Source organism: Vineibacter terrae, assembly GCF_008039615.1.
Lineage (GTDB): Bacteria > Pseudomonadota > Alphaproteobacteria > Reyranellales > Reyranellaceae > Vineibacter > Vineibacter terrae.
Genome location: NZ_VDUZ01000024.1, coordinates 1 through 19,375, shown reverse-complemented (window position 1 = coordinate 19,375; position 19,375 = coordinate 1). Strand labels below are relative to the sequence as shown.

Annotated in this window: 17 protein-coding genes and 1 pseudogene; 5 read left to right on the top strand and 13 right to left on the bottom strand. The window is 69.5% G+C overall.

Annotated elements, in window-relative coordinates; genetic code table 11:
* Positions 1-49: 49 nt before the first annotated feature.
* The 4 genes from FHP25_RS20435 to FHP25_RS20420 all read right to left on the bottom strand — a co-directional run bounded on the left by FHP25_RS20435 (position 50) and on the right by FHP25_RS20420 (position 3,464).
* On the bottom strand, positions 50-463 hold the full coding sequence (locus tag FHP25_RS20435) for a putative toxin-antitoxin system toxin component, PIN family (protein ID WP_147848815.1): 414 nt from the start codon (positions 461-463) through the stop codon (positions 50-52).
* A 7-nt stretch (positions 464-470) separates the two neighbouring features.
* The gene (locus FHP25_RS20430) at positions 471-767 is read right to left on the bottom strand and encodes a type II toxin-antitoxin system Phd/YefM family antitoxin (protein ID WP_147848814.1); all 297 of its coding nucleotides are present in this window, start codon (positions 765-767) and stop codon (positions 471-473) included.
* Between the two features lie 70 nt (positions 768-837).
* Positions 838-1,416 (bottom strand): GNAT family N-acetyltransferase, encoded by a 579-nt coding sequence (locus tag FHP25_RS20425; protein WP_147848813.1) that lies wholly within the window; start codon positions 1,414-1,416, stop codon positions 838-840.
* Positions 1,417-1,439: 23 nt separating this feature from the next.
* On the bottom strand, positions 1,440-3,464 hold the full coding sequence (locus FHP25_RS20420; RefSeq protein ID WP_231712410.1) for an aminopeptidase P family protein: 2,025 nt from the start codon (positions 3,462-3,464) through the stop codon (positions 1,440-1,442).
* Between the two features lie 249 nt (positions 3,465-3,713).
* Here FHP25_RS20420 and FHP25_RS42645 point away from each other — a divergent pair.
* Positions 3,714-4,103: pseudogene (locus FHP25_RS42645) on the top strand (DUF1127 domain-containing protein); the annotation flags it as partial.
* A gap of 351 nt (positions 4,104-4,454) precedes the next feature.
* On the opposite strand, the gene FHP25_RS20410 reads toward FHP25_RS42645, so the two are convergent.
* From FHP25_RS20410 to FHP25_RS20380, 7 genes are all read right to left on the bottom strand, one after another.
* Positions 4,455-5,357, bottom strand: a complete 903-nt coding sequence (locus tag FHP25_RS20410) for a 50S ribosomal protein L11 methyltransferase (protein ID WP_147848811.1) — start codon at positions 5,355-5,357, stop codon at positions 4,455-4,457.
* A 12-nt stretch (positions 5,358-5,369) separates the two neighbouring features.
* Positions 5,370-6,110: an SDR family NAD(P)-dependent oxidoreductase gene (locus FHP25_RS20405; RefSeq protein ID WP_147848810.1), complete on the bottom strand. Its 741-nt coding sequence runs from the start codon at positions 6,108-6,110 to the stop codon at positions 5,370-5,372.
* A gap of 13 nt (positions 6,111-6,123) precedes the next feature.
* Complete coding sequence (locus tag FHP25_RS20400) at positions 6,124-6,687, bottom strand: histidine phosphatase family protein (protein WP_147848809.1); 564 nt, start codon at positions 6,685-6,687, stop codon at positions 6,124-6,126.
* Positions 6,688-6,800: 113 nt separating this feature from the next.
* Entirely contained in the window at positions 6,801-7,907 is a 1,107-nt protein-coding gene (locus FHP25_RS20395; RefSeq protein ID WP_147848808.1) for a DUF3616 domain-containing protein, read from the bottom strand.
* A 66-nt stretch (positions 7,908-7,973) separates the two neighbouring features.
* Complete coding sequence (locus FHP25_RS20390; RefSeq protein ID WP_147848807.1) at positions 7,974-8,951, bottom strand: D-2-hydroxyacid dehydrogenase family protein; 978 nt, start codon at positions 8,949-8,951, stop codon at positions 7,974-7,976.
* Between the two features lie 131 nt (positions 8,952-9,082).
* Positions 9,083-10,693, bottom strand: coding sequence for an FMN-binding glutamate synthase family protein (locus FHP25_RS20385; protein ID WP_147848806.1), 1,611 nt, complete (start codon positions 10,691-10,693; stop codon positions 9,083-9,085).
* Positions 10,694-10,842: 149 nt separating this feature from the next.
* Positions 10,843-11,985 (bottom strand): zinc-binding dehydrogenase, encoded by a 1,143-nt coding sequence (locus FHP25_RS20380; RefSeq protein ID WP_147848805.1) that lies wholly within the window; start codon positions 11,983-11,985, stop codon positions 10,843-10,845.
* Positions 11,986-12,108: 123 nt separating this feature from the next.
* On the opposite strand from FHP25_RS20380, the gene FHP25_RS20375 reads away from it, so the two are divergent.
* From FHP25_RS20375 to FHP25_RS20360, 4 genes are all read left to right on the top strand, one after another.
* Positions 12,109-13,827, top strand: coding sequence for a dihydroxy-acid dehydratase domain-containing protein (locus tag FHP25_RS20375; RefSeq protein WP_147848804.1), 1,719 nt, complete (start codon positions 12,109-12,111; stop codon positions 13,825-13,827).
* 28 nt (positions 13,828-13,855) lie between these two features.
* Positions 13,856-14,722 (top strand): hypothetical protein, encoded by an 867-nt coding sequence (locus FHP25_RS20370; RefSeq protein ID WP_147848803.1) that lies wholly within the window; start codon positions 13,856-13,858, stop codon positions 14,720-14,722.
* 376 nt (positions 14,723-15,098) lie between these two features.
* Positions 15,099-16,295: a CaiB/BaiF CoA transferase family protein gene (locus FHP25_RS20365; protein WP_147848802.1), complete on the top strand. Its 1,197-nt coding sequence runs from the start codon at positions 15,099-15,101 to the stop codon at positions 16,293-16,295.
* A 183-nt stretch (positions 16,296-16,478) separates the two neighbouring features.
* Positions 16,479-17,354, top strand: coding sequence for an HpcH/HpaI aldolase/citrate lyase family protein (locus FHP25_RS20360; RefSeq protein WP_147848801.1), 876 nt, complete (start codon positions 16,479-16,481; stop codon positions 17,352-17,354).
* A gap of 155 nt (positions 17,355-17,509) precedes the next feature.
* On the opposite strand, the gene FHP25_RS20355 is transcribed toward FHP25_RS20360, so the two are convergent.
* Together FHP25_RS20355 and FHP25_RS20350 are read right to left on the bottom strand one after the other, a co-directional pair.
* Positions 17,510-18,292: a glycoside hydrolase family 25 protein gene (locus tag FHP25_RS20355; protein ID WP_231712409.1), complete on the bottom strand. Its 783-nt coding sequence runs from the start codon at positions 18,290-18,292 to the stop codon at positions 17,510-17,512.
* A 245-nt stretch (positions 18,293-18,537) separates the two neighbouring features.
* Positions 18,538-19,149, bottom strand: a complete 612-nt coding sequence (locus FHP25_RS20350) for a M35 family metallo-endopeptidase (RefSeq protein WP_178133656.1) — start codon at positions 19,147-19,149, stop codon at positions 18,538-18,540.
* Positions 19,150-19,375 lie beyond the last annotated feature (226 nt).

The following is a 19,375-nucleotide window of genomic DNA, read 5'->3' as shown; positions in this document are numbered from 1 at the left end:
GGAGATCTCTCGCTGCGCTCGGGATGACAGGTGTCCCAGCAAAGCGCCGCTACCATCCATGCCGCAACCAGAAAGCGGCCGGAGACAGGATCGGATAGCCCTCCGCCAGGACCAGGAAGTCCTTGTCGCCCGTCACAAGCCAGTCTGCACGCCCTGCGACCATGGTTGCCAAAACGATATCGTCATTGATGTCGCGAACGATCGGGCGACGATACTGGCGCGCATTCACGACATGACTGAACGCACGCATCGTGGAGACGTAGTCATCGATTGAGTCTTTTGACCAGCGGACCCGGCGCCGGATTTTGGGTTGGTCCAAGACATCAGCCAGCTCAGCGAGAAGGTCGTCGGATGTCACCAACAGAAACAATCCGGCTTCCCAGGCGGCGAGAATCCGGCCGGGGCGGCTCGCCGGAAGCATCAACCCGGATACAACGACATTGGTGTCGAGAACGACGCGCACGCTGCCGTTACTTGCGCCGCTTCAGTCGTGCCCGTGTACGGCGGCGGGCTGCGGCCACTGCCTCATCGATCTCGGCTTGCGCAACGGCAGGGTCGACGCCTTCATAGGCGCGGCCAAGCTCCTCAGTCATTCGCCGGAATTCGTCGCGCATGGCGCGAATCCGGTCGAAAAGCTCGATATCGACAAGTGCCGCAACCTGCTTGCCGCCCCGGGTGATGACGACAGGACGCCGAGCGTGCTGCACTTCGTTGAGCAGCTCGCCCAGGTTCTGGCGCAGCTTCATCGCAGTCGCACGGCGAATCATTGGTTATCTCCAGCTCGAACCCCACTATATCAATTGATATGGGTTCATGAAACCCGGGTCAGAACCAGGGCTATCGCCGATCGATCGCCATGTAGATCGCCGGGCCGTCCGGCGTGGTGATCTCGCCGCGGCGCTCGAACCCGGCCTTCTCGAAGGCCCGCAGCGAGGCCTTGTTGTCGGGCGCCGGGTCGCCCTGCACACGGGCCACGCCCGGCAGGCCGAGCAGGTGGGAAGCGGCCAGCGACAGGCAGGCGCTGCCATGCCCGCGGCCCAGCGCCGCCGGGTCGCCGATGAACAGGTCCAGCCCGAAGGTCTCGCGCGGCAGGTCGTGGCCGGCCCAGAACGCCGTCCCGGTCGCGGCGTAGATCTGCAGGTAGCCCACCGGCCGGCCGTGCGCGATGATCACGAACGGCGAGGTGTCGGGCGAATCGATGTCCTGCACGATCGCCGGCAGGGCCACGTGCGGCGGGTCCCAGCGGGCCGCGACATGCGGCTGCGCCAGCCAGCGCGCGATCTGCGGCAGGTCGCCCAGCGCCAGCGCGCGCAGGCGGACGTCGGGAAATGCCTCGCGGGTGATGCGGGCGTCCTTCAGCTTGCGCGGCGCTGTGCCTGCGGCGGCGGCCGACCGGTTCCGGGGTTGGCGGCTCATGGTCGGCGTCCGTGATGGGCGGTTCAGATGGTTCGGGTGGCGGTGTCCAGCCAGGCGCGGGTCGTGGCGTCGACCTGCTGGCCGATCTCGTCGCGCACCCGCGCATGGTAGGCGTTGACCCAGGCGCGCTCGGCGTCGGTCAGCAGCGCCGGCTCGATGCAGGCCACGTCGAACGGCGCCAGTGTCAGGGTCTCGAACTCGAGATAGGCGCGGTCGGCGCCGGCGATTTCCGCCGGCCGCACGGCGACCAGGTTCTCGATGCGGATGCCGTAGGCGCCGGCCTTGTAGTAGCCGGGCTCGTTGCTGACGATCATGCCCGGCCGCAGCGCCACGCTGTTGGCGACCTTCGAGATGCGGTGCGGCCCTTCGTGCACCGACAGGTAGGCGCCGACGCCGTGTCCAGTGCCGTGGTCGTAGTCGAGCCCCACCTGCCACAGATGGTAGCGCGCCAGCGCGTCGAGCTGGCTGCCGGTGGTGCCGACGGGAAAGCGCGCCATGGCGAGCGCGATGTGGCCCTTCAGCACGCGCGTGAAGTGCTCGCGCATCTGCGGTGTCGGCGTGCCGATGGCGACCGTGCGCGTGATGTCGGTGGTGCCGTCGCGGTACTGGGCCCCCGAGTCGACCAGGTAGAGCTCGCCGGGCGCCAGGCGCCGCACGGTGCGTGGCGTGGCATGATAGTGCACGATGGCGCCGTTGGCGCCGGTGCCGCTGATCGTGTCGAAGCTGAGGTCGCGGATCGCCCCGGTTTCCTCGCGCAGCTGCTGCAGGCGGTCGGCGGCCGCGATCTCGTCCAGCGCCCCCGACGGCGCCGTCTGTGCCAGCCAGGCGAGGTAGCGCGTGACCGCCGCGCCGTCCCGTTTATGGGCGGCCCGCACGCCCTGCATCTCGACATCGTTCTTGCACGCCTTGGGCAGCGCCACGGGATCGGTATCGCGCACGATCTTGGCGCCGCTGCCCAGCCGGTCGAGCGCCCAGCGTGGCGCGCTGTTGGGGTCGAGCCACACGGTGGCGCCCGACGCGCCCAGCTCGGCAAGGGCGCCGGCCAGCGCTGCGGGCGCCTGCACGGCGACGCCGTTGCCCAGATGCGCGCGGGCGACGGCGGTCAGCTTGCGCTGGTCGATGAAGAGGTCGACGGCGCCGTCCTTGCGCAGCAGGGCGAAGCTGAGCGGGAAGGGCGTCCGCGGCACGTCGCCGCCGCGGATGTTGAGCAGCCACGCGATCGAGTCGGGTTGCGTCAGCAGCACGGCGTCGGTGCCCTTGTCGGCGGCCAGCTTGGCGATGCGTGCGCGCTTGACCTCCGCCGCCTCGCCGGCCAGCTCGAGCGGATGGGGGATCACCGGCGCCAGCGGCGGCGGCGGCCGGTCGGGCCACACCGCGTCGATGGGATTGGAGTCGACAGGCACCAGGTCGGCGCCGGCCTTGGTGCAGGCCTGGGCCAGCCGGTCGGCGTCGGCCAGGGCGTGCAGCCACGGATCGAAGCCGAAGCGGGCGCCCTTGGCCAGGTTCGCCGCCAGCCAGGTGTCGGGTGTCGTCTCGGGGTATCCCAGCGGCTCGAACAGCCCGGTGTCGACCTGCGCCCGCACCTGCAACGTGTAGCGGCCGTCGACGAAGACCGCCGCCTTGTCTGCCAGCACGATCGCCCAGCCGGCCGAGCCGGTGAAGCCGGTGAGCCAAGCCAGGCGCTGGGCGGCGCGCGGGACGTACTCGCCCTGGTGCTCGTCGGCGCGCGGCACGATGAACCCGTCCAGCCCGCGGCGGCGCAGTTCGGCCCGCAGGTCATCCAGGCGCGCTCGCGGCGGCACCGCATCCTCGATGCCGTCGGGCCGCGCCGCCAGCCGCGTGCGCAGCGCCACCAGGTCGTCGGCAAGCGCGCCGTGCTGACCGGTGTCGGGCGCCACCAGCTCCAGCCATTCGGGCCCGGCCAGGCTCTCGGGCGCCGCGGCGATGCCCTCCATCAGCTGCTCCAGCTCCTCCGGCGAGGCCTTGGTCGATGCCTGGGCCGCCAACCGCTGCAGCAGCGCGCGTGCGCCGTCGTCGGGGGTCGTCATGCACGGACTCCTGCGGGCCGAATGGAACGGGTCATGGGTCTATTCGTGACTTTGCTGCAGTGCGTCGTCAACGACCTTGGATTCAAGACTGCACCAGCTCGATATGTGCCGGTCCAACATGGGTTTGCATCATATTCGTGTCGATGCAGAAATTATACATGCCCTTTATTGCGTACGAGCCCAATTGCGTCCCAAAAATGATCAATCCATGAGCTAAATGCATAGCTGACTCGGGAAACTTGCGCTTAAATGCTGCGCTGTAGCAACCATATTGTGCAGTGCGACATGGGTCGTGCGTCGACGGCAGCGTATCGTCGGCGGCAATCATCGAACAGGAGTACCCTTCTCATGCAGTCCCAGAAGCTTACCGTCACTCAGGCAACGGCAAGCGGAGTCGCGCCGGCCGGTGCGGGCTTCGGGTCCACCCAGGCCCATGCGGACCGGGCTACGGTCGAACATCTGGCGCGACACGACCGCGCCGCGACCGTTGGCACCTGGATCGGCAGTGGTCTGGCCAAGCTCATCGCCTCGATCCGGGCGGCCAACCGCCGCCGCCAGGCCATGGCCGAACTGGCCGCGCTGGATAACCGGATGCTGGCCGATATCGGCATCAGCCGCAGCGAGATCCGCGCCGCGGTGTCGAGCGCCAGCGGTTTTATGCCGCGCGCGCTGAACCGCTCGTCCGCGGCGTCGTCCTTCAACGACGACGTGGTGAACCGGGTCGCCTGAACGTCTTTCAGTCTGTCTCCCTCAACCTCCACGGCCGGCGGCACCCCCGCCGGCCGTTTTCTTTGGGGGCCGTCCCCGATCGTTGTCTTTGGGGTGTCCCGGTCAGTGGAGTTGGCCCTCCTGCCGTCCTTTCCGTCATCCCGAGCGCAGCGAGGGATCTCCCGCGAATGGCGCACCGTGCGCCTCGCCGCAGGAGATCCCTCGCAGCGCTCGGGATGACAAGCCATACCTACTTCCAGCGCCGCGAGCAGTTCCCTTGTTTCAGCCGCCGCGGCGCAGGGTCAGGGTCGGCCAGGCCGCGCCGCCGGTCTCGTGCTCGACACGGGCGATGCGCGGGAAGCCGAGCGGCGCGTAGGCGGCGCAGACCTCGTCCTCCTGCTCGGCCAGCAGTCCGGCCAGAATCAGCGTCGCGCCCGGCGCCGTGGCGCGGGCGAAGGCGGGCGCCAGGTCGATCAGGGGCTGCGCCAGGATGTTGGCCACGATCAGGTCGAAAGGCGACGCCTCGGCCAGCGCCGGCGATTCGAGGCCGTCGGCGACGTGGAATGTGCACAGGTCGGCGGCTGAATTGAGCCCGGCGTTCTCGCGCGCCACGGCCACGGCCTCGGGATCGTTGTCGCTGCCCAGGATCGGCCGGCGCCACAGCTTGGCCATCGCGATCGCCAGGATGCCGCTGCCGCAGCCGACATCGATGGCGCGCCGGCCGCGGGCCGGGTCGAGCGCGGCGATCGCCTCCAGGCAGCCGCGGGTCGTGGCATGCGTGCCGGTGCCGAACGCCAGGCCGGCATCGATGCGCAGCGGGATGGCGCCGGTCGGCGGCTGGCCCGGCTCATGTGAGGGATGGACCCAGAACGGCCCGACAGCGAAGGGCTGGAACGAGCGCTGGTTCTCCGCCACCCAGTCGGTGTCGGGCAGCATCTCGACGGCGTGCTGCGGCGGCGCGATGCCGGCCGCCTGCGCTGCGGCCGCGATCGCGTCGGCGAGGCGCTCGCGCAAGGCGGCGTCGAGGTCGCCGGCGCCGAACACCTCGCTGCGCCAGGGACCGTCGCGCGAGGTCTCGACGGTCGAGACCACCAGCGTGTCGTCGACCAGGATGTCTGACAATGCCGCATCGAAGCGCGCCACGGCCGACGCCGGCACGACAGCCGAAACTTTCCAGGCGGTCATGCGCCGGACCTGTCAAATGAAGTGCATGCCACCGTTCACCTGTATTGTCTGGCCTGTCATGTAGGCGTTGCCGATCACCATTAGCGTGGCCTGCGCCACTTCCTCGGGCGTGCCCAGGCGGCCCAGCGGCACGCGCGCGGCGCGCTCCTCGCGATGGCCGCCGATCATGTCGGTCTCGATCAGCGACGGCGCCACGGCGTTGACGGTGATGCCGTCCTTCACGACACGTGTGCTGTAGCCGCGCGTCAATCCCTCCATGCCGGCCTTCGAGGCGTTGTAATGCACGCCCACGATGCCGCTGCCGCGCGCCGCGCCCGAGGTGATGTTGACGATGCGGCCCCAGCGCCGGGCGCGCATGCCCGGCAGCACCGCCTGGGTGCACAGGAACGCCGACTTCAGGTTCACCGCGATGGTGCGGTCGAAGTCGGCTTCGCTGAGATCGTCCAGCCCGCGCGCGATGCCGATGCCGGCGTTGTTGACCAGCACGTCGACGGCGCCGAGCTCGACCTCGATCTGGCGCACCATCGCGGCGACGGCGCCGCTGTCGGAGACGTCCGCCGCGCAGGCGATGGCGCGCCGGCCGCCGGTGCCGATGGCCTCGACCACGCGCCGCGCCTCGGCGGCGCGGCTGTGGTAGTTCACCGCCACGGCGGCGCCGGCCTCGGCCAGCGTCAGCGCGATCGCCTTGCCGATGCCGCGCGAGGCGCCGGTGACCAGCGCCACGCGGCCGTTCAGATCGGGATGCAAGGACATGACGTCTCCAGTGTCAGCGTTGGGGCACCGGCAGGCGTCCGATCTCGCGTAGCGTGCCGTCCGCTTGCGGCGTCACGACGACGATCTCGCCCGCACCGGGATTGTAGCCGATCAGGGCCTGGATGTTGGCGCCGTGGGTGACGGCGAGCAACGCGCCCGGCCCCTTCCAGGCGCGCATGATGTCGCGGGCGCCTTGAGCGAGCTCGGCCCGGCGGTCGCTCAGCACGACGGCGTTGCTGAACGTCGGCTCGATCTCGATTCGGCCGATATCCATCAGGGCCGCGGTGTCGACGCAGCGGCACCAGGGCGAGCTCACGATGCGGCCCAGGCGTGCTCCCTGGGCCTTGAGGCGGACACCCACGGCTACGGCATCGGCGCGGCCCTTGGCGCTGAGGTTGCGCTGCGTGGCGCAGTCGTCGAGCCGGAAGCCCGGCGGATCGGCGACACCGGGCGCATCGGCGTGCCGCATCAGGGCGATATGGCCATCGGCCCGCAGCGCCGCCCATGCCGCCGCGTCGCTGGCGGCGGCATGTCTGGCGCTGAGCATGAGCAGCAGCAGGATGGCGAACGTGCGCATGATGGAGTCGTGCCTCACAGGATCGGCAGCGGGCTGCGCTCGGCGTAGGTGCTGCTGGCGCCACCAAGGGGCGTCGCCGGCGCCTTCCTCACCATAATGCCGCCGGCGCTCCCTCACCGCCGAATCGAGAAGCCGAGCGGCCCGCCATCACACATGCCGTCGGAGAAGATTATCACGCGGTACGGCTCTCCGGGCTTGTCGTCGACCACCGCCATCGCTTCCGGCTTGAGCTCGTCGTCGCAGGGCCGCTTCACGACACTATCCAGAACAAGCCGTGCCAGAGGTTTCGGCTTGCCTGTCGCACTGCCCGTGTGCTGACCGTCCCAGCGCATCACGATCCAGGGGACGTCCTTGTTCTGCGCGTCGTCGTCGGGGCCCGCGAGCACGAGGATGCCGTCGCGTACCGCATGCAGGTCGCGGATAGCCCGGCCCGGGCCGACCCAGATCGTCGACAGCTTCGGACCAGGGTCGGCCGTGCCAAACAGTGCATCGGCGTCGACGTCCAGGATCCGGGCGGTGCCGTCGATCGCCGGACCGCGAAAGCCAAAGAACAGTCGTCCGCCCATGAACGCAAGGCCCTCGATGTTGACACCGCGCTTGCCCGGCAGATGCGGCGCGTCCTTTGGGGGCTGCGTGCCGAGGCACATATGATTGCCCACATGATCCTTCAGCCCTGGGACGGCTGCCATCACGGTCCAAAGCCTGTCGGTGCTGGCGTAGCCCGCCAGTTCTGCGCCGGGGCCTGCTGCTCGTAGCGCCCGGCCTGTGCCAGGATCCACCCTGAACCGGATGACACGCCTGCTTTCAGGATTGTTGTCGCAATCATTGCGCTTGGCGCTGTGCGATCCGGTGACGTAGTAGAAGCCGCTTCCGGTAGCGGCTGCTTCCGCGTCCAGTTCGACATCGCCGGGAACGAGGACGACCGGTTCATTGTCCACGGTGTACGCCCCATCCCTGATCACCAGGTAGCGTGCTTCGCCGCCTTCGTCGAACACGGCCAGGCACAAACGCTGTCCCGACGCGTTCGCCGGGCAGGCGATTCCGCTTAACGCCTTGCGCTTCTTCTTTTCCTTCTTGTCGAACTTGAAACCGTCGCCTGCATCCCAAGGTCCGCTCTCAGGGGCGACGGGTGGAATGTCATCCGGCGCCGCGACGGCGGTGGCCACTGAGACGCTGAAGCAAGCTGCGACCGCAAGCACGACAGGACGTGAACGTGTCATGGCCAGCCTCCCCTGACGAACAGCCTCCTGAACCGATATGCGAACCGCGGCTACTTCCGCGACCGGTTACGTCTTCGCGAGCACGTCGGGGTTCACCACGTTGGTGGGCGTGCCCGCGGCGTAGGCGACGATCTGGTCGAAGATGTCGGCGAACTGCAGCTCGTACTCCTCGCGCGAGACGTAGCCGATATGCGGCGTGGCCACGACATTGTCGAGCGCCAGCAGCGGATGCGCCGGATCGCGCACCGGCTCTTCCTCGAAGACGTCGACCGCGGCCATGCCCGGGCGGCCGGCGCGCAGCGCCGCGGCCAGCGCGCCGGGCGCGACCAGCGGCGCGCGGCTGGTGTTGACCAGCAGCGCCGTCGGCTTCATGCGCGCCAGGTCCTCGGCGGTGACGATGCCGCGCGTCGCCTCGACCAGGCGCATGTGCAGCGAGATCACGTCGCAGCGTTCGAAGAATTCCGCCTTGCTGGCCGCCACCGGCCAGCCATCGGCCCGGGCTTTGGCGAGCGAATCAGGCCGCGCCCACACCAGCACGTTCATGCCGAACGCCTTGCCGTATTCGGCCACCACCTTGCCGATGCGGCCGTAGCCGTAGATGCCCAGCGTCTTGCCGCGCACGGTGCTGCCGACGCCGGTCTGCCAGGTGCCGGCCTTCAGCGACGCCATCTGCTGCGGGATCTGGCGCATCGCCGCCAGCACCAGCCCCCAGGTCAGCTCGGCGGTGGCGTAGGAGGGCGTGCCGGCATGCAGGTTCGACGACACGATCACGCCCAGCCGCGTGCAGGCATCGATGTCGATATGCGGATAGACGCTGCGCTGGCTGATCAGCCGCAGCCTGGGCAGGCGCTCCAGCAGGGTGCTGCGGATCTGCGTGCGCTCGCGGATCAGCACCAGCGCCTCGGTGTCGCGCAGGCGCGCCGCCAGCGGCTCGACGTCCTGCAGATGGTCGTTCCAGATCGTGACATCATGGCCGGCCAGCTTGCTGAAGCAATCGAGCGTGCGCAGCGTGTCGTGATAGTCGTCGAGGATCGTGACCTTCATGGCGTCCTCCGGAACGTTCGATGTTTATATCACCACCGCCGTCATCCCGAGCGCAGCGAGGGATCTCCCGCGAAAGAAGCACCGTGCGGCCATTCGCGGGAGATCCCTCGCTGCGCTCGGGATGACAGAGGTCACCCCGGCGCGAAGCTGTCGGCGCGCGCCGTGCGCCAGGCATCGGCGAAGCGCGGATCGTCGGTGCCGGCCAGCAGCTCGCCGGGCTTGACGAAGCGGTAGATCTGGTCGAAGCGCTGCACCAGGTTGGGCGCGACGCGCTGGGAGAAATGGCGCGGCTGCAGATCCTTCGGATGCTCCAGCCCGGCGGCGGCCACCACCTCGGCCAGCGCCTTCAGGGTCGAGCGGTGGAAGCGGTAGACGCGCTCGGCCTTGTCGGGCACGACCAGCGCGCGCATGCGCAGCGGATCCTGCGAGGTGACGCCGACCGGGCAGCGGTCGGTGTGGCAGCTCTGCGACTGGATGCAGCCCAGCGCGAACATGAAGCCGCGCGCGGCGTTGCACCAGTCGGCGCCCAGCGCCAGGGCGCGTGCCAGGTCGAACGCCGTGGTGATCTTGCCGCTGGCGCCGACGCGGATGCGGTCGCGGATGCCGAGCCCGACCAGGGCGTTGTGCACGAACATCAGGCCATCGCGCAGCGGCATGCCGACATGGTCGATGAATTCCAGCGGGGCGGCGCCGGTGCCGCCTTCGGTGCCGTCGACGACGATGAAGTCGGGATAGATGCCGCTCTCCAGCATCGCCTTGCAGATGCCGAGGAATTCCCAGGGATGGCCGACGCAGAGCTTGAAGCCGACCGGCCGCCCGCCGCTGAGCTCGCGCAGGCGGGCGATGAACTGCATCAGCTCCAGCGGCGTCGAGAACGCCGAATGGCTGGGCGGCGAGATGCAGTCGACGCCCTGCGGCACGCCGCGCGTGGCGGCGATCTCGGCCGAGACCTTGGCGCCGGGCAGCACGCCGCCATGGCCGGGCTTGGCGCCCTGCGACAGCTTGATCTCGACCATCTTGATCTGCGGATTGGCCACGGTCTCGCTGAAGCGCTCGGCGCTGAACGTGCCGTCGGGGTTGCGGCAGCCGAAATAGCCGCTGCCGATCTCCCAGATGATGTCGCCGCCATATTCGCGGTGATAGGGGCTGAAGCCGCCTTCGCCGGTGTCGTGGGCGAAGCCGCCCTTCTTGGCGCCCTTGTTCAGCGCCCGCACGGCGTTGGCCGACAATGCGCCGAAGCTCATCGCCGAGATGTTGAACACCGAGGCCGAGTAGGGCTGCTTGCAGTCCGGCCCGCCGATGGTGACCCGGAACGGCCCTTTCGAGGGGCGGCGCGCGGCGATCGAGTGGCTCAGCCATTCGAACGGCGTGCCGTAGACGTCGAGCTGGGTGCCGAACGGCTTCTTGTCGAGCTGGCCCTTGGCGCGCTGGTAGACGATCGAGCGCTGGTCGCGGCTGAAGGGCGCGCCGTCGGTGTCGCTCTCCAGGAAGTACTGGCGGATCTCGGGCCGGATCTCCTCGAGCAGGAAGCGGATACGGGCCGCGATCGGGTAGTTGCGCAGGATGCTGTGCCTGGTCTGCAGCAGGTCGTGCGCGCCCAGGCCGACCAGCGCCGCCGCGATCACGAACGGGATCAGGAACCCGGAATAGACGAACGACAGCACCAGGCAGACGACGGCCACCAGCACGCAGAGCGTGAGCACAACATAGCGCGGCGTGAAGGCAAGGCTGATCGCATTCATGTCTCTGCTTCCCCCTGACGACGGAAGGGGAGCCTACTCCGAAAGCGGCTCCGCTGGATGACGTTGTCGTGACGGCTCCTGTCGCCCCGAATGCAAGCGAGGGATCCAGGGGATGCCCGGACCCCTCGCTGCGGCGCAATCCCGTATTGTCAGGCCTTGCTGGGATCGATCAGGAACTTCTCGCCGGTGGCGCGCTTGGCATAGGCGGCGATGTTGTCGAGCTGCAGCGCCTCTTGCAGCGACACGACCCGGGTGTAGTGGCTGGCGAACGTGGTCTTCAGCCCGGCCACCACGCGCTGGCGCAGCCGCTGCTGCTCGGCGCGGCCGATCTTCTGCAGGAACGGCGTCAGCAGCCAGCCGCCCACCGACCAGGCCATGCCATAGGCGCGCACGAGCTCGGTCGGCGCGGTGTTGAGGCTGCCGTAGATGTAGACCTGCTTGTGCGTGCTCGAGCCGTAGCGGCTGTAGCCGGCGGCGCTCTTGTTGAGCGCCATCTCCATGCAGGTCAGGATCTGGCTCGCCAGCGTGCCGCCGCCGATGGCGTCGAAGGCGATGGTCGCGCCGGTGTCGACCAGGGCCTGCGTGAGATCTTCGACGAAGCTGGGCGACGTGGAATCGCAGACATGCCTGGCGCCGATGTCGCGCAGGGTCTTGGCCTGCGCCGCGCTGCGCACGATGTTGACCAGGCCGATGCCGTCCTCCAGGCAGATCCGGTTGAGCATCTGGCCCAGGTTCGAGGCCGCGGCGGTGTGCACCAGCGCCTTGTGGCCCTCGCGCCGCATGGTCTCGGTCATGCCCAGCGCGGTCAGCGGATTGACGAACCATGACGCGCCTTCGGCCGGTGTCGTGCCGGCCGGCAGCTCCTGGCAGTCGCTGGCCTTGATCAGGCGGTACTGCGCGTACATCGCGCCGCCGATCATCGACACCGTCTTGCCGCGCAGCGCCTGCGCCGCCTCCGCGCTGCCGGCCGCGATCACGGTGCCGGCGCCCTCGTTGCCCACGGGCATGGCCTGGTCCAGCCGTGCCGCCAGGAAGGGCAGGGACGCCGCCGGCACCTTGGCGCTCACCACGATGCCCGCGCCGCTGCCGCTGGACGTCGCCGTGCTCATGTCGGCCGGGCCCAGCAGCAGGCCGAGATCCGACGGGTTGATCGGCGTGGCCTGCACCTGCACCACGACCTGGTCGGGGCCCGGCTCGGGCACGGCGACCTTCGCCAGCGATAGCTCGAGCGCGCCGCTCTTGCGGATGAGGGAGCGCAGTTCCAGTCCTGTAGCCTTGGCGTCGCCGTCCATGTCGATCTCCCGATGTACGTGCGCCATCTTTGCCGCGAATTGCCGACGCTCACAAGCGCAGGGCTTGCATTCCGGGAACGGGCGTTGTCGTAATGCCCGCAAGGCAAGACGGGCGGATGGTCCATGACGCAAGACAGCAGCACCTACTGGAAGAAGTCGCGGGTGGAAGTGCGCGCGGCCGGCTTCGATCCCGACCGCGCGGCCCAGGCCAGCGCCGTGGTGACGATCGCCGCCGCCTACACCAACGCGCATCGCTGCAACAACCGCGTGCGCCGCATCAGCGAGCTGCTGGTCGACACTATCGCCGAGCGGGGCGGGCAGGGGCTGATCGTCGGCGCCCCGGCGGTGTCGGACGCCCTGACCCAGGGCACGCCCACGGCCGGCTACAGCCTGGTGTCGCGCGACGTGGTCGCCGATTGCGTCGAGATCGGCCACTACGCGCATCACGGCGACGCCATGATCGTGATCTCCGGCTGCGACAAGACCGGCGCCGCGGCGCTGATGCCGCTGGCGCGCACCAACGCCTTCGGGCTGGTGCTGTATCCCGGCACCAGCTCGCCCGGGAAGGTCGCGTTCGAGCCCTGGGTGCGCAAGGGCGCCAACCTCACGATCATGGACTATGCCGAGGGCCGGGCGGCGTGCGAGGCCGGCCGCATCTCGGCCGCCGAGCTGTCGGAGCTCGAGCGCAACGTGATGCCCGGCAGCGGCACCTGCGGCGCGATGTTCACGGCCAACACCATGAGCACCATCGCCGAGGCGATCGGCATGATGCTGCCGCACGGCGCTTCGCACCCGGCCGACTATGACGCCCAGAGCGACATCCACGACGACGTGCGGGCCCAGGCGCGCGCCTCGGTCGAGGCGCTGTACCGGCTGATCGCATCGGGCATCCGGCCGCGCGACATCATGACCGAGCGCGCCTTCGAGAACGCGATCACCACGGTCTACGCCATGGGCGGCTCGACCAACATGTACCTGCACCTGCTGGCCATCGCGCGCGAGGCCCAGGTGCCGATCACCATCGAGCGCATCCAGCAGGTGGGCGAGCGCATCCCGCTGCTGGCCAACCTGCAGCCGCACGGCCCCTATGCCATGACCAGCCTGCACGCGATCGGCGGCGTGCCCGTGGTGATGAAGGAGCTGCTGCGCCACGGCCTGCTGCACGGCGATGCGCTCACCGTGACCGGCCGGACGCTGGCGGAGAACCTCGCGGCGGTGCCGACGCTGGACGAGATGGCGCCGCAGGACATCGTCCTGCCGGTGGCGCGGCCGATCGCGCCGCCCAACCACCATATCAGCGTGCTGAAGGGCAACCTGGCGCCGGAAAGCTGCGTGCTGAAGCTGTCCGGCAAGACGCTGGAGAAGGGCCAATTCCGCGGCACGGCGCGGGTCTTCGACTCGGAAGCCGACACCATGGCCGCGATCCGCGCCGGCGCGATCGTGCCCGGCACCGTCGTGGTGGTGCGCAATGTCGGCCCGGTAGGCGGGCCGGGCATGCCCGAGATGGTGATGCTGACCATCCAGCTGCAGGGCCGCGGCCTGGGCGTCGACGTGGCGCTGATCACCGACGGCCGCTTCTCCGGCGTCTCGCACGGCATCCTGATCGGCCACATCTCGCCCGAGGCGGCGCGCGGCGGCCCGCTCGCGGCGGTGCGCGACGGCGACACCATCGTCATCGACCCGCAGGCGCGCACCCTGACGCTCGACGTTCCCGACGACGAGATCGCACGCCGCATGGCCAGCTGGCGCGCGCCCGATCTGTCGGCGCGCGTGCGGCCCGGCTCGGTGCACCACAAATACATCCGCCTGGTCTCGTCCGCGCATTACGGCTGCGTGGTATGACCCTCCCCGAACACGACAAGGATCCAGGATGACAACTTCTCTCGACGACGCCATGACCATCCTGCGCCCGTGGATCGGGCGCGTGCGCGTGATCGAGGACGACATCGCGCTGCCCATGGTGCGCCGCGTCGCCTCGATGCTCGACCGCGATCCCGACTCGTTCAAGGCCGGCATGGCGCTGCCGGCGCACTGGTTCTCGATGTTCTTCGTCGACATCGCGCGCCAGTCGGAGCTGCGCGAGGACGGCCACGCCAAGGGCGGCGTCGTGCTGCCGCCGATCCCGATGCCGCGCCGCATGGGCGCCGGCAGGCGGCTGCAGCTGATGGGCGGCCTGCGCATCGGGCAGCCGGCGCTGCGCAAGTCGGAGGTCGTCGACATCGTGCCCAAGAGCGGCCGCTCCGGGAACATCTTCGTGCTCACCCTGCGCAACACCATCGAGCAGGGCGGCCAGGTGCTGGCGGTCGACGAGTTCGACGCGATCTACCGCGAGGCGACGCCGCCGGGGCAGAAGACCACCGCCACCGTGCCGGCATCGGCGCCCGCCGGCCACGCCTGGCAGGACACCGTGCTGCTGTCGGAGACGCTGGTGTTCCGCTACTCGGCGATCACCTGGAATGCGCACCGCATCCACTACGACGCCGACTACGCCCGCGGCGTCGAGGGCTACGAGCACACCGTGCACAATGGCGGGCTCACCATGCAGCTGATGATCGACGCCGCGCTGAAGCGCGCGCCCACGCCGCTGCGCGGGCTCACGGCGCGCCTGACCTATCCGCTGTGGGTCGGCGATCCGCTCACCATCCGCGGCGCCGATGCCAAGGACGGCCGCATGAAGGTCTGGGCCGCCGACAAGGCCGGCCATCTCTGCGGCGAGATGGACCTGGAGCTCGCGTGATGAAAGAGGAAGGCTTCACCACAGAGGCACAGCGCAGCCCTTTGGCCGCAACCACTTGGTGGGGGAAGCGCTTCATGGTGAGCCTGTCGAACCATGAAGCGCCGCACCACTGGCCGTGCGAGGCCTTCATGGTTCGACTCGGTGAATGCTTCGCATTCACCTGTGCTCACCATGAAGGCTATCCAAATCACCGCGGCTCGCGGAGATTCTTGAGGTCAGTAGTACAGAGGGTACAGAGGAACACAGAGACAAGAGAAGATTGCGCGCCGACGGCGCGCGACCGGTCTTTCTCTGTGTTCCTCCGTGCCCTCTGTGCCTCTGTGGTAAATCTTCCTGCGATGCCTCAACCCGCGACTCTGCGCGCGGGAGGACTCCCATGAGCGGCGGTCCGCTCGAGGGCGTGCGCGTGGTCGACCTCACCACGGTGGTGGTGGGCCCGATCTGCACCCGCACGCTGGCCGACCAGGGCGCCGACGTGATCAAGGTCGAGGCGCCCGGCGGCGACCTCCTGCGCACCATGGCGCAGGGCAGCCGCCATCCCGGCATGTCCGGCAAGTTCATCAACTTCAACCGCAACAAGCGCTCGGTCTGCCTCGACCTGAAGCAGGAAGGCGGCATGGACGCCATGCGCCGCCTGATATCGGGCGCCGACGTCTTCGTGAGCAACATCCGGCCCGAGGCCCTGGCGCGCGCCGGCCTCGACTATCCGAGCCTGGCGCCCGGCCACCCGCGCCTGATCCACTGCTCGATCCTCGCCTTCGGCCGCGGCGGGCGCTACTTCAACCGCCCGGCCTACGATCCCATCGTGCAGAGCCTGTCGGGCGTCGCCGGCACCTTCGCGCGCGCCACGGGCGAGCCGCGCTTCGTGCCCATGGTGATGACCGACCACACCACCGGCCTGATCGCGGCGCAATGCATCGGCTTCGCGCTCTACCGCCGCGAGAAGACCGGCCGCGGCGAGGCCATCGACGTGCCGATGTTCGAGAACATGGCCTCGTTCGTGCTGAGCGAGCACCTGGGCGCCGCCACCTTCGATCCGCCGGTCGGCCCCAGCGGCGACAACCGCCTGCTGAGCCCCGACTACCGGCCGCTGCCGACGCGCGACGGCTACATCACCGTCGGGCCCAACACCAACGTCCAGGCTTTCGCCTTCTTCGACGCCGTCGGCCGGCCCGAGCTGAAGGCCGATCCGCGCTTCGCCAGCGCCGCTGCGCGCACCGCGCACGCGGCCGCGTACTTCGAGGTGCGCAAGCAGGGCCTGGCGCAGAAGACCACCGCCGAGTGGCTGGCGATCTTCGCGAAGCTGGACGTGCCGGCGGCGCGCTACAACTCGATCGACGACCTGCTCGAGGACCCGCACCTGGCCGATACGGGCTTCTTCCGCGCCGAGGACCATCCCAGCCAGGGCCGCCTGCGCCGCACCCGGGTCGCCAACATCTTCTCCGGCGGCAACCGCGACGACGAGGCGCACGCTCCCCTGCTGGGCGAGCACACCCGCGCCGTGCTGGCCGAGCTCGGCTACGCCGACTCGGACATCGACCGCCTGCTCGCCTCAGGCGCCGCCCGTGATTGATCTCCTCTCCCGCAAGCGGGAGAGGAAGGGGCCCATCGCGCGTAGCGTGATGGGAAGGTGAGGGCTTCACACGAGGTGCTGTGCGTGAAGCCCTTACCCGGCGCTTCGCGCCGACCTCTCCCGCTTGCGGGAGAGGTGAAGATGCACCACAGGTGTGGCACACCCACCCCCGAGGCCATACCCATGCCCGTCCGCCCCGACCTGCCGACCTGGCGCTCGCTGATGTTCGTGCCGGCGACCAAGGACAACTTCATCGCCAAGGCGCATACCCGCGGCGCCGATGCCATCATCCTGGACCTCGAGGACTCGGTGGCGCCGGCTGAGAAGGACGCGGCGCGCCGCGCCCTGCCGGCGGCCGTGCCCACGGTCAGCCAGGGCGGCGCCGACGTGGTGGTGCGCATCAACCGGCCGCTGGAGCTGGCGGTGGCCGACATCGCCGCCGCGGTGATGCCGGGCGTGGCGGCGCTGATGCTGCCCAAGGTGATGGGGCCGGAGCACGTGAAGCTGCTGTCGGAGGCGGTGGCGGCGCGCGAGGCGGCGTCGGGGCTGGCGCCCGGCGCCGTGCGCTTCATCGCCATCATCGAGACGCCCGAGGCGCTGCCGGCGCTGGGCGCGATCGCGGCCGCCGACCCGCGCGTCGTGGCCCTGGGCATCGGCGCCGAGGACCTGTCGACCGAGCTGGGCGGCTCGCCCACCGGCGATGCGCTCTATGTCTACGCCATGCTGGTGGTGGCGGCGGCGCGCGGCGCCGGCATCCTGCCGCTGGGCTCGGTCGGCCGCTTCGCCGACTTCTCCGACCTCGCGGGCTACCGCGACAGCCTCAGGCGCTCGCGCGGCCTGGGCTTTGCCTGCACCGCCTGCATCCATCCCGCCCATGTGCCGATCATCAACGAGGCGTACGGCGTCGGCGCCGCCGATGCCGACCGCGCCCGCCGCCTGATCGCGGCCTTCGAGCAGGCCGTGGCCGCCGGCCAGGGCGCCGCCGCCTTCGAGGGCGCGATGATCGACCTGCCCGTCGTCGAGCGCGCCCGCCGCCTGCTGGCAAGAGCGCGGCCATGACCCCTCTCCCGCTGCGCGGGAGAGGGAGGGGCCCATCGCGCAAAGCGCGATGGGAGGGTGAGGGCGTCGAGACGAGGCGCCTCGCGTGAAATCCCTCCCCCGCCGAACGCTGGCGCGTTCGTCGACCTCTCCCGCTCGCGGGAGAGGTGAAGAGATCACGCCATCCGGCCGCTGCGCCAGAAGCGGTTCAGGTCGGATGAGCTGCCGGCGAACAGGTTGCGGTCGCAATGGCTGATGCCCTGCACGGCGCGCGGCACGGTGCCGTAGGCGGCGTCGGCCGGGCTCTCGTTGGCGACGTATTGCCACAGGCGCCAGCCGCGGTCGGCCCAGGCCATGGGCACCTCGGGCTCGTCGCGGTAGTCGGCCAGCCACAGCTCGCAGCGCGCCAGGATCGAGCCCGGCATGATCGGCTGCGCCAGCGACGCGCTGTGGCCCGGCGGCGGCACGCCGTTGGCCCAGTTGGGATGGACATAGACCATCGGCAGCCGGCCGGTGGCCTGCTGCACCGCCAGCACGAACGTCTCGGCCTGGGCCAGGGTCATGGTGTTGCGCGGGTTGCGGTCGTTGAGCTCGAAGTCCAGCGCCAGCAGGGTCGACGGCCCCGGCTGCGCCGCCGACAGGAACGCTGCCGCCTGGTCGGCGCCGGAATACTGGCGGGTGCCGTAATGGTAGGCGCCCCACAGCATGCCCGCCGCCTCGGCCTGGGCGCGGCGCGCGCCGTAGGAGGGGTCGAACCAGTCGCCGCCTTCGCTCGATTTGTGGATCACCGCCTCGATGTCGCTATGGCGGCGGGCCAGCCCGAAATCGGAGACGTCGACCATGTGGCTGATGTCGATCACCGCGTCCAGGCCGGACGGGGCCGGCCGCGCCGGCGCCTGGGCGCTGTCGGGGCGGCGATACGCCGCCTGTCGTGCGCCGCAACCGGCCAGGCCCGGCATTGCCAGGCCGCACCCCATGCCCCCAAGCATTGCGCGACGCGTGATCATTGCCCGCTAATGTCGATGATGCGGGCGCAAAAGGCAATCCCGTCATTGCCCTGCCGTCACGCCAGGGCAGCCGCCGTCGCGTCTATGCGGCGCCCGCCGCCGGCGGTGTGTCAGCCGGCCGGCCGGGGCCGCGGCGCGCGTGCCTGAAGCGGCGTCGGCCGTGAGGCAGGAACGCGGCGATTGTGGGTTTTCCCGCGCTACCCGGCCGTCGGATGGTCGATCGCGTCGATCGCGTCGATCGCGTAGTAGCCGTAGTTGTCGGCGTTGCGGGTGGCGCGCATGCGCCAGCGCGTCAGGCTGTGGGCGTCGTCGCGGCCGTAGAAGCTGCCCTCGGCGATCGAGAACCGGCCGCAGATATGCGCCGCCTCGTGCACGAAGGTCTGCACCCGCTCGGCATCCTTTTCGGGGACGTCGGGATCGTGCCAGAGATGCCCGAGCCGGATGCGCAGGATGCCCGGCCGCGCCTCGCCGTAGGACCCGAAGCCGGCGTCGCATACCACCTTCAGCTGCGGGCTGGCGAGGTGGCGGGGGATGCCGCGGAACGTGCGCTGCACCTTCGCGGCCTTGATCCGCGAGAAGCTGCCGAACCAGAACTGCTCGGGCGCTTCGGGCGCGTTCCAGCGCGCCTCGGCGTCGGCCGCAGCCAGCAGGTTGCCCAGCCGCAGGTTCACGCGCTCCACGATGTGCAGCGCCGTGGCCATGTAGCCGCGCACCCTCTCGTCGGGGAACGCCGCCCAGGCGCAGGTGATGCGCGCCGGAATCGTCTTCTGCGGCTGCAGGCTGCCCAGCAGCATCATGATATCGAACATGCGCATCCTCCGGTTCGATGTTCATGTGTGAGCGCTTGCTTATTATATGCCCGCAGGCCGCGCCTGCCAATGGTCCGGAGGTATGTTCCGGGCAATGCTTAGGCCGAAGTTACCCCTGACAGAGTCAGGTAAGTATTTGGCTTTGTTGAAAAAAGCGGCGATTTTGCGTCCAGTATGTAGGCATGTAAATGGTGTTTTTGAGTAGCAATTATGGATATATTGTGCT

What these genes read in the sequence shown, in the direction of transcription:
- FHP25_RS20430 (WP_147848814.1), bottom strand. Translation starts at nt 767, where the DNA reads ATGATTCGCCGTGCGACTGCGATGAAGCTGCGCCAGAACCTGGGCGAG.
- FHP25_RS20425 (WP_147848813.1), bottom strand. Translation starts at nt 1,416, where the DNA reads ATGAGCCGCCAACCCCGGAACCGGTCGGCCGCCGCCGCAGGCACAGCG.
- FHP25_RS20420 (WP_231712410.1), bottom strand. Translation starts at nt 3,464, where the DNA reads ATGACGACCCCCGACGACGGCGCACGCGCGCTGCTGCAGCGGTTGGCG.
- FHP25_RS20410 (WP_147848811.1), bottom strand. Translation starts at nt 5,357, where the DNA reads ATGACCGCCTGGAAAGTTTCGGCTGTCGTGCCGGCGTCGGCCGTGGCG.
- FHP25_RS20405 (WP_147848810.1), bottom strand. Translation starts at nt 6,110, where the DNA reads ATGTCCTTGCATCCCGATCTGAACGGCCGCGTGGCGCTGGTCACCGGC.
- FHP25_RS20400 (WP_147848809.1), bottom strand. Translation starts at nt 6,687, where the DNA reads ATGCGCACGTTCGCCATCCTGCTGCTGCTCATGCTCAGCGCCAGACAT.
- FHP25_RS20395 (WP_147848808.1), bottom strand. Translation starts at nt 7,907, where the DNA reads ATGACACGTTCACGTCCTGTCGTGCTTGCGGTCGCAGCTTGCTTCAGC.
- FHP25_RS20390 (WP_147848807.1), bottom strand. Translation starts at nt 8,951, where the DNA reads ATGAAGGTCACGATCCTCGACGACTATCACGACACGCTGCGCACGCTC.
- FHP25_RS20385 (WP_147848806.1), bottom strand. Translation starts at nt 10,693, where the DNA reads ATGAATGCGATCAGCCTTGCCTTCACGCCGCGCTATGTTGTGCTCACG.
- FHP25_RS20380 (WP_147848805.1), bottom strand. Translation starts at nt 11,985, where the DNA reads ATGGACGGCGACGCCAAGGCTACAGGACTGGAACTGCGCTCCCTCATC.
- FHP25_RS20375 (WP_147848804.1), top strand. Translation starts at nt 12,109, where the DNA reads ATGACGCAAGACAGCAGCACCTACTGGAAGAAGTCGCGGGTGGAAGTG.
- FHP25_RS20370 (WP_147848803.1), top strand. Translation starts at nt 13,856, where the DNA reads ATGACAACTTCTCTCGACGACGCCATGACCATCCTGCGCCCGTGGATC.
- FHP25_RS20365 (WP_147848802.1), top strand. Translation starts at nt 15,099, where the DNA reads ATGAGCGGCGGTCCGCTCGAGGGCGTGCGCGTGGTCGACCTCACCACG.
- FHP25_RS20360 (WP_147848801.1), top strand. Translation starts at nt 16,479, where the DNA reads ATGCCCGTCCGCCCCGACCTGCCGACCTGGCGCTCGCTGATGTTCGTG.
- FHP25_RS20355 (WP_231712409.1), bottom strand. Translation starts at nt 18,292, where the DNA reads ATGCCGGGCCTGGCCGGTTGCGGCGCACGACAGGCGGCGTATCGCCGC.
- FHP25_RS20350 (WP_178133656.1), bottom strand. Translation starts at nt 19,149, where the DNA reads ATGTTCGATATCATGATGCTGCTGGGCAGCCTGCAGCCGCAGAAGACG.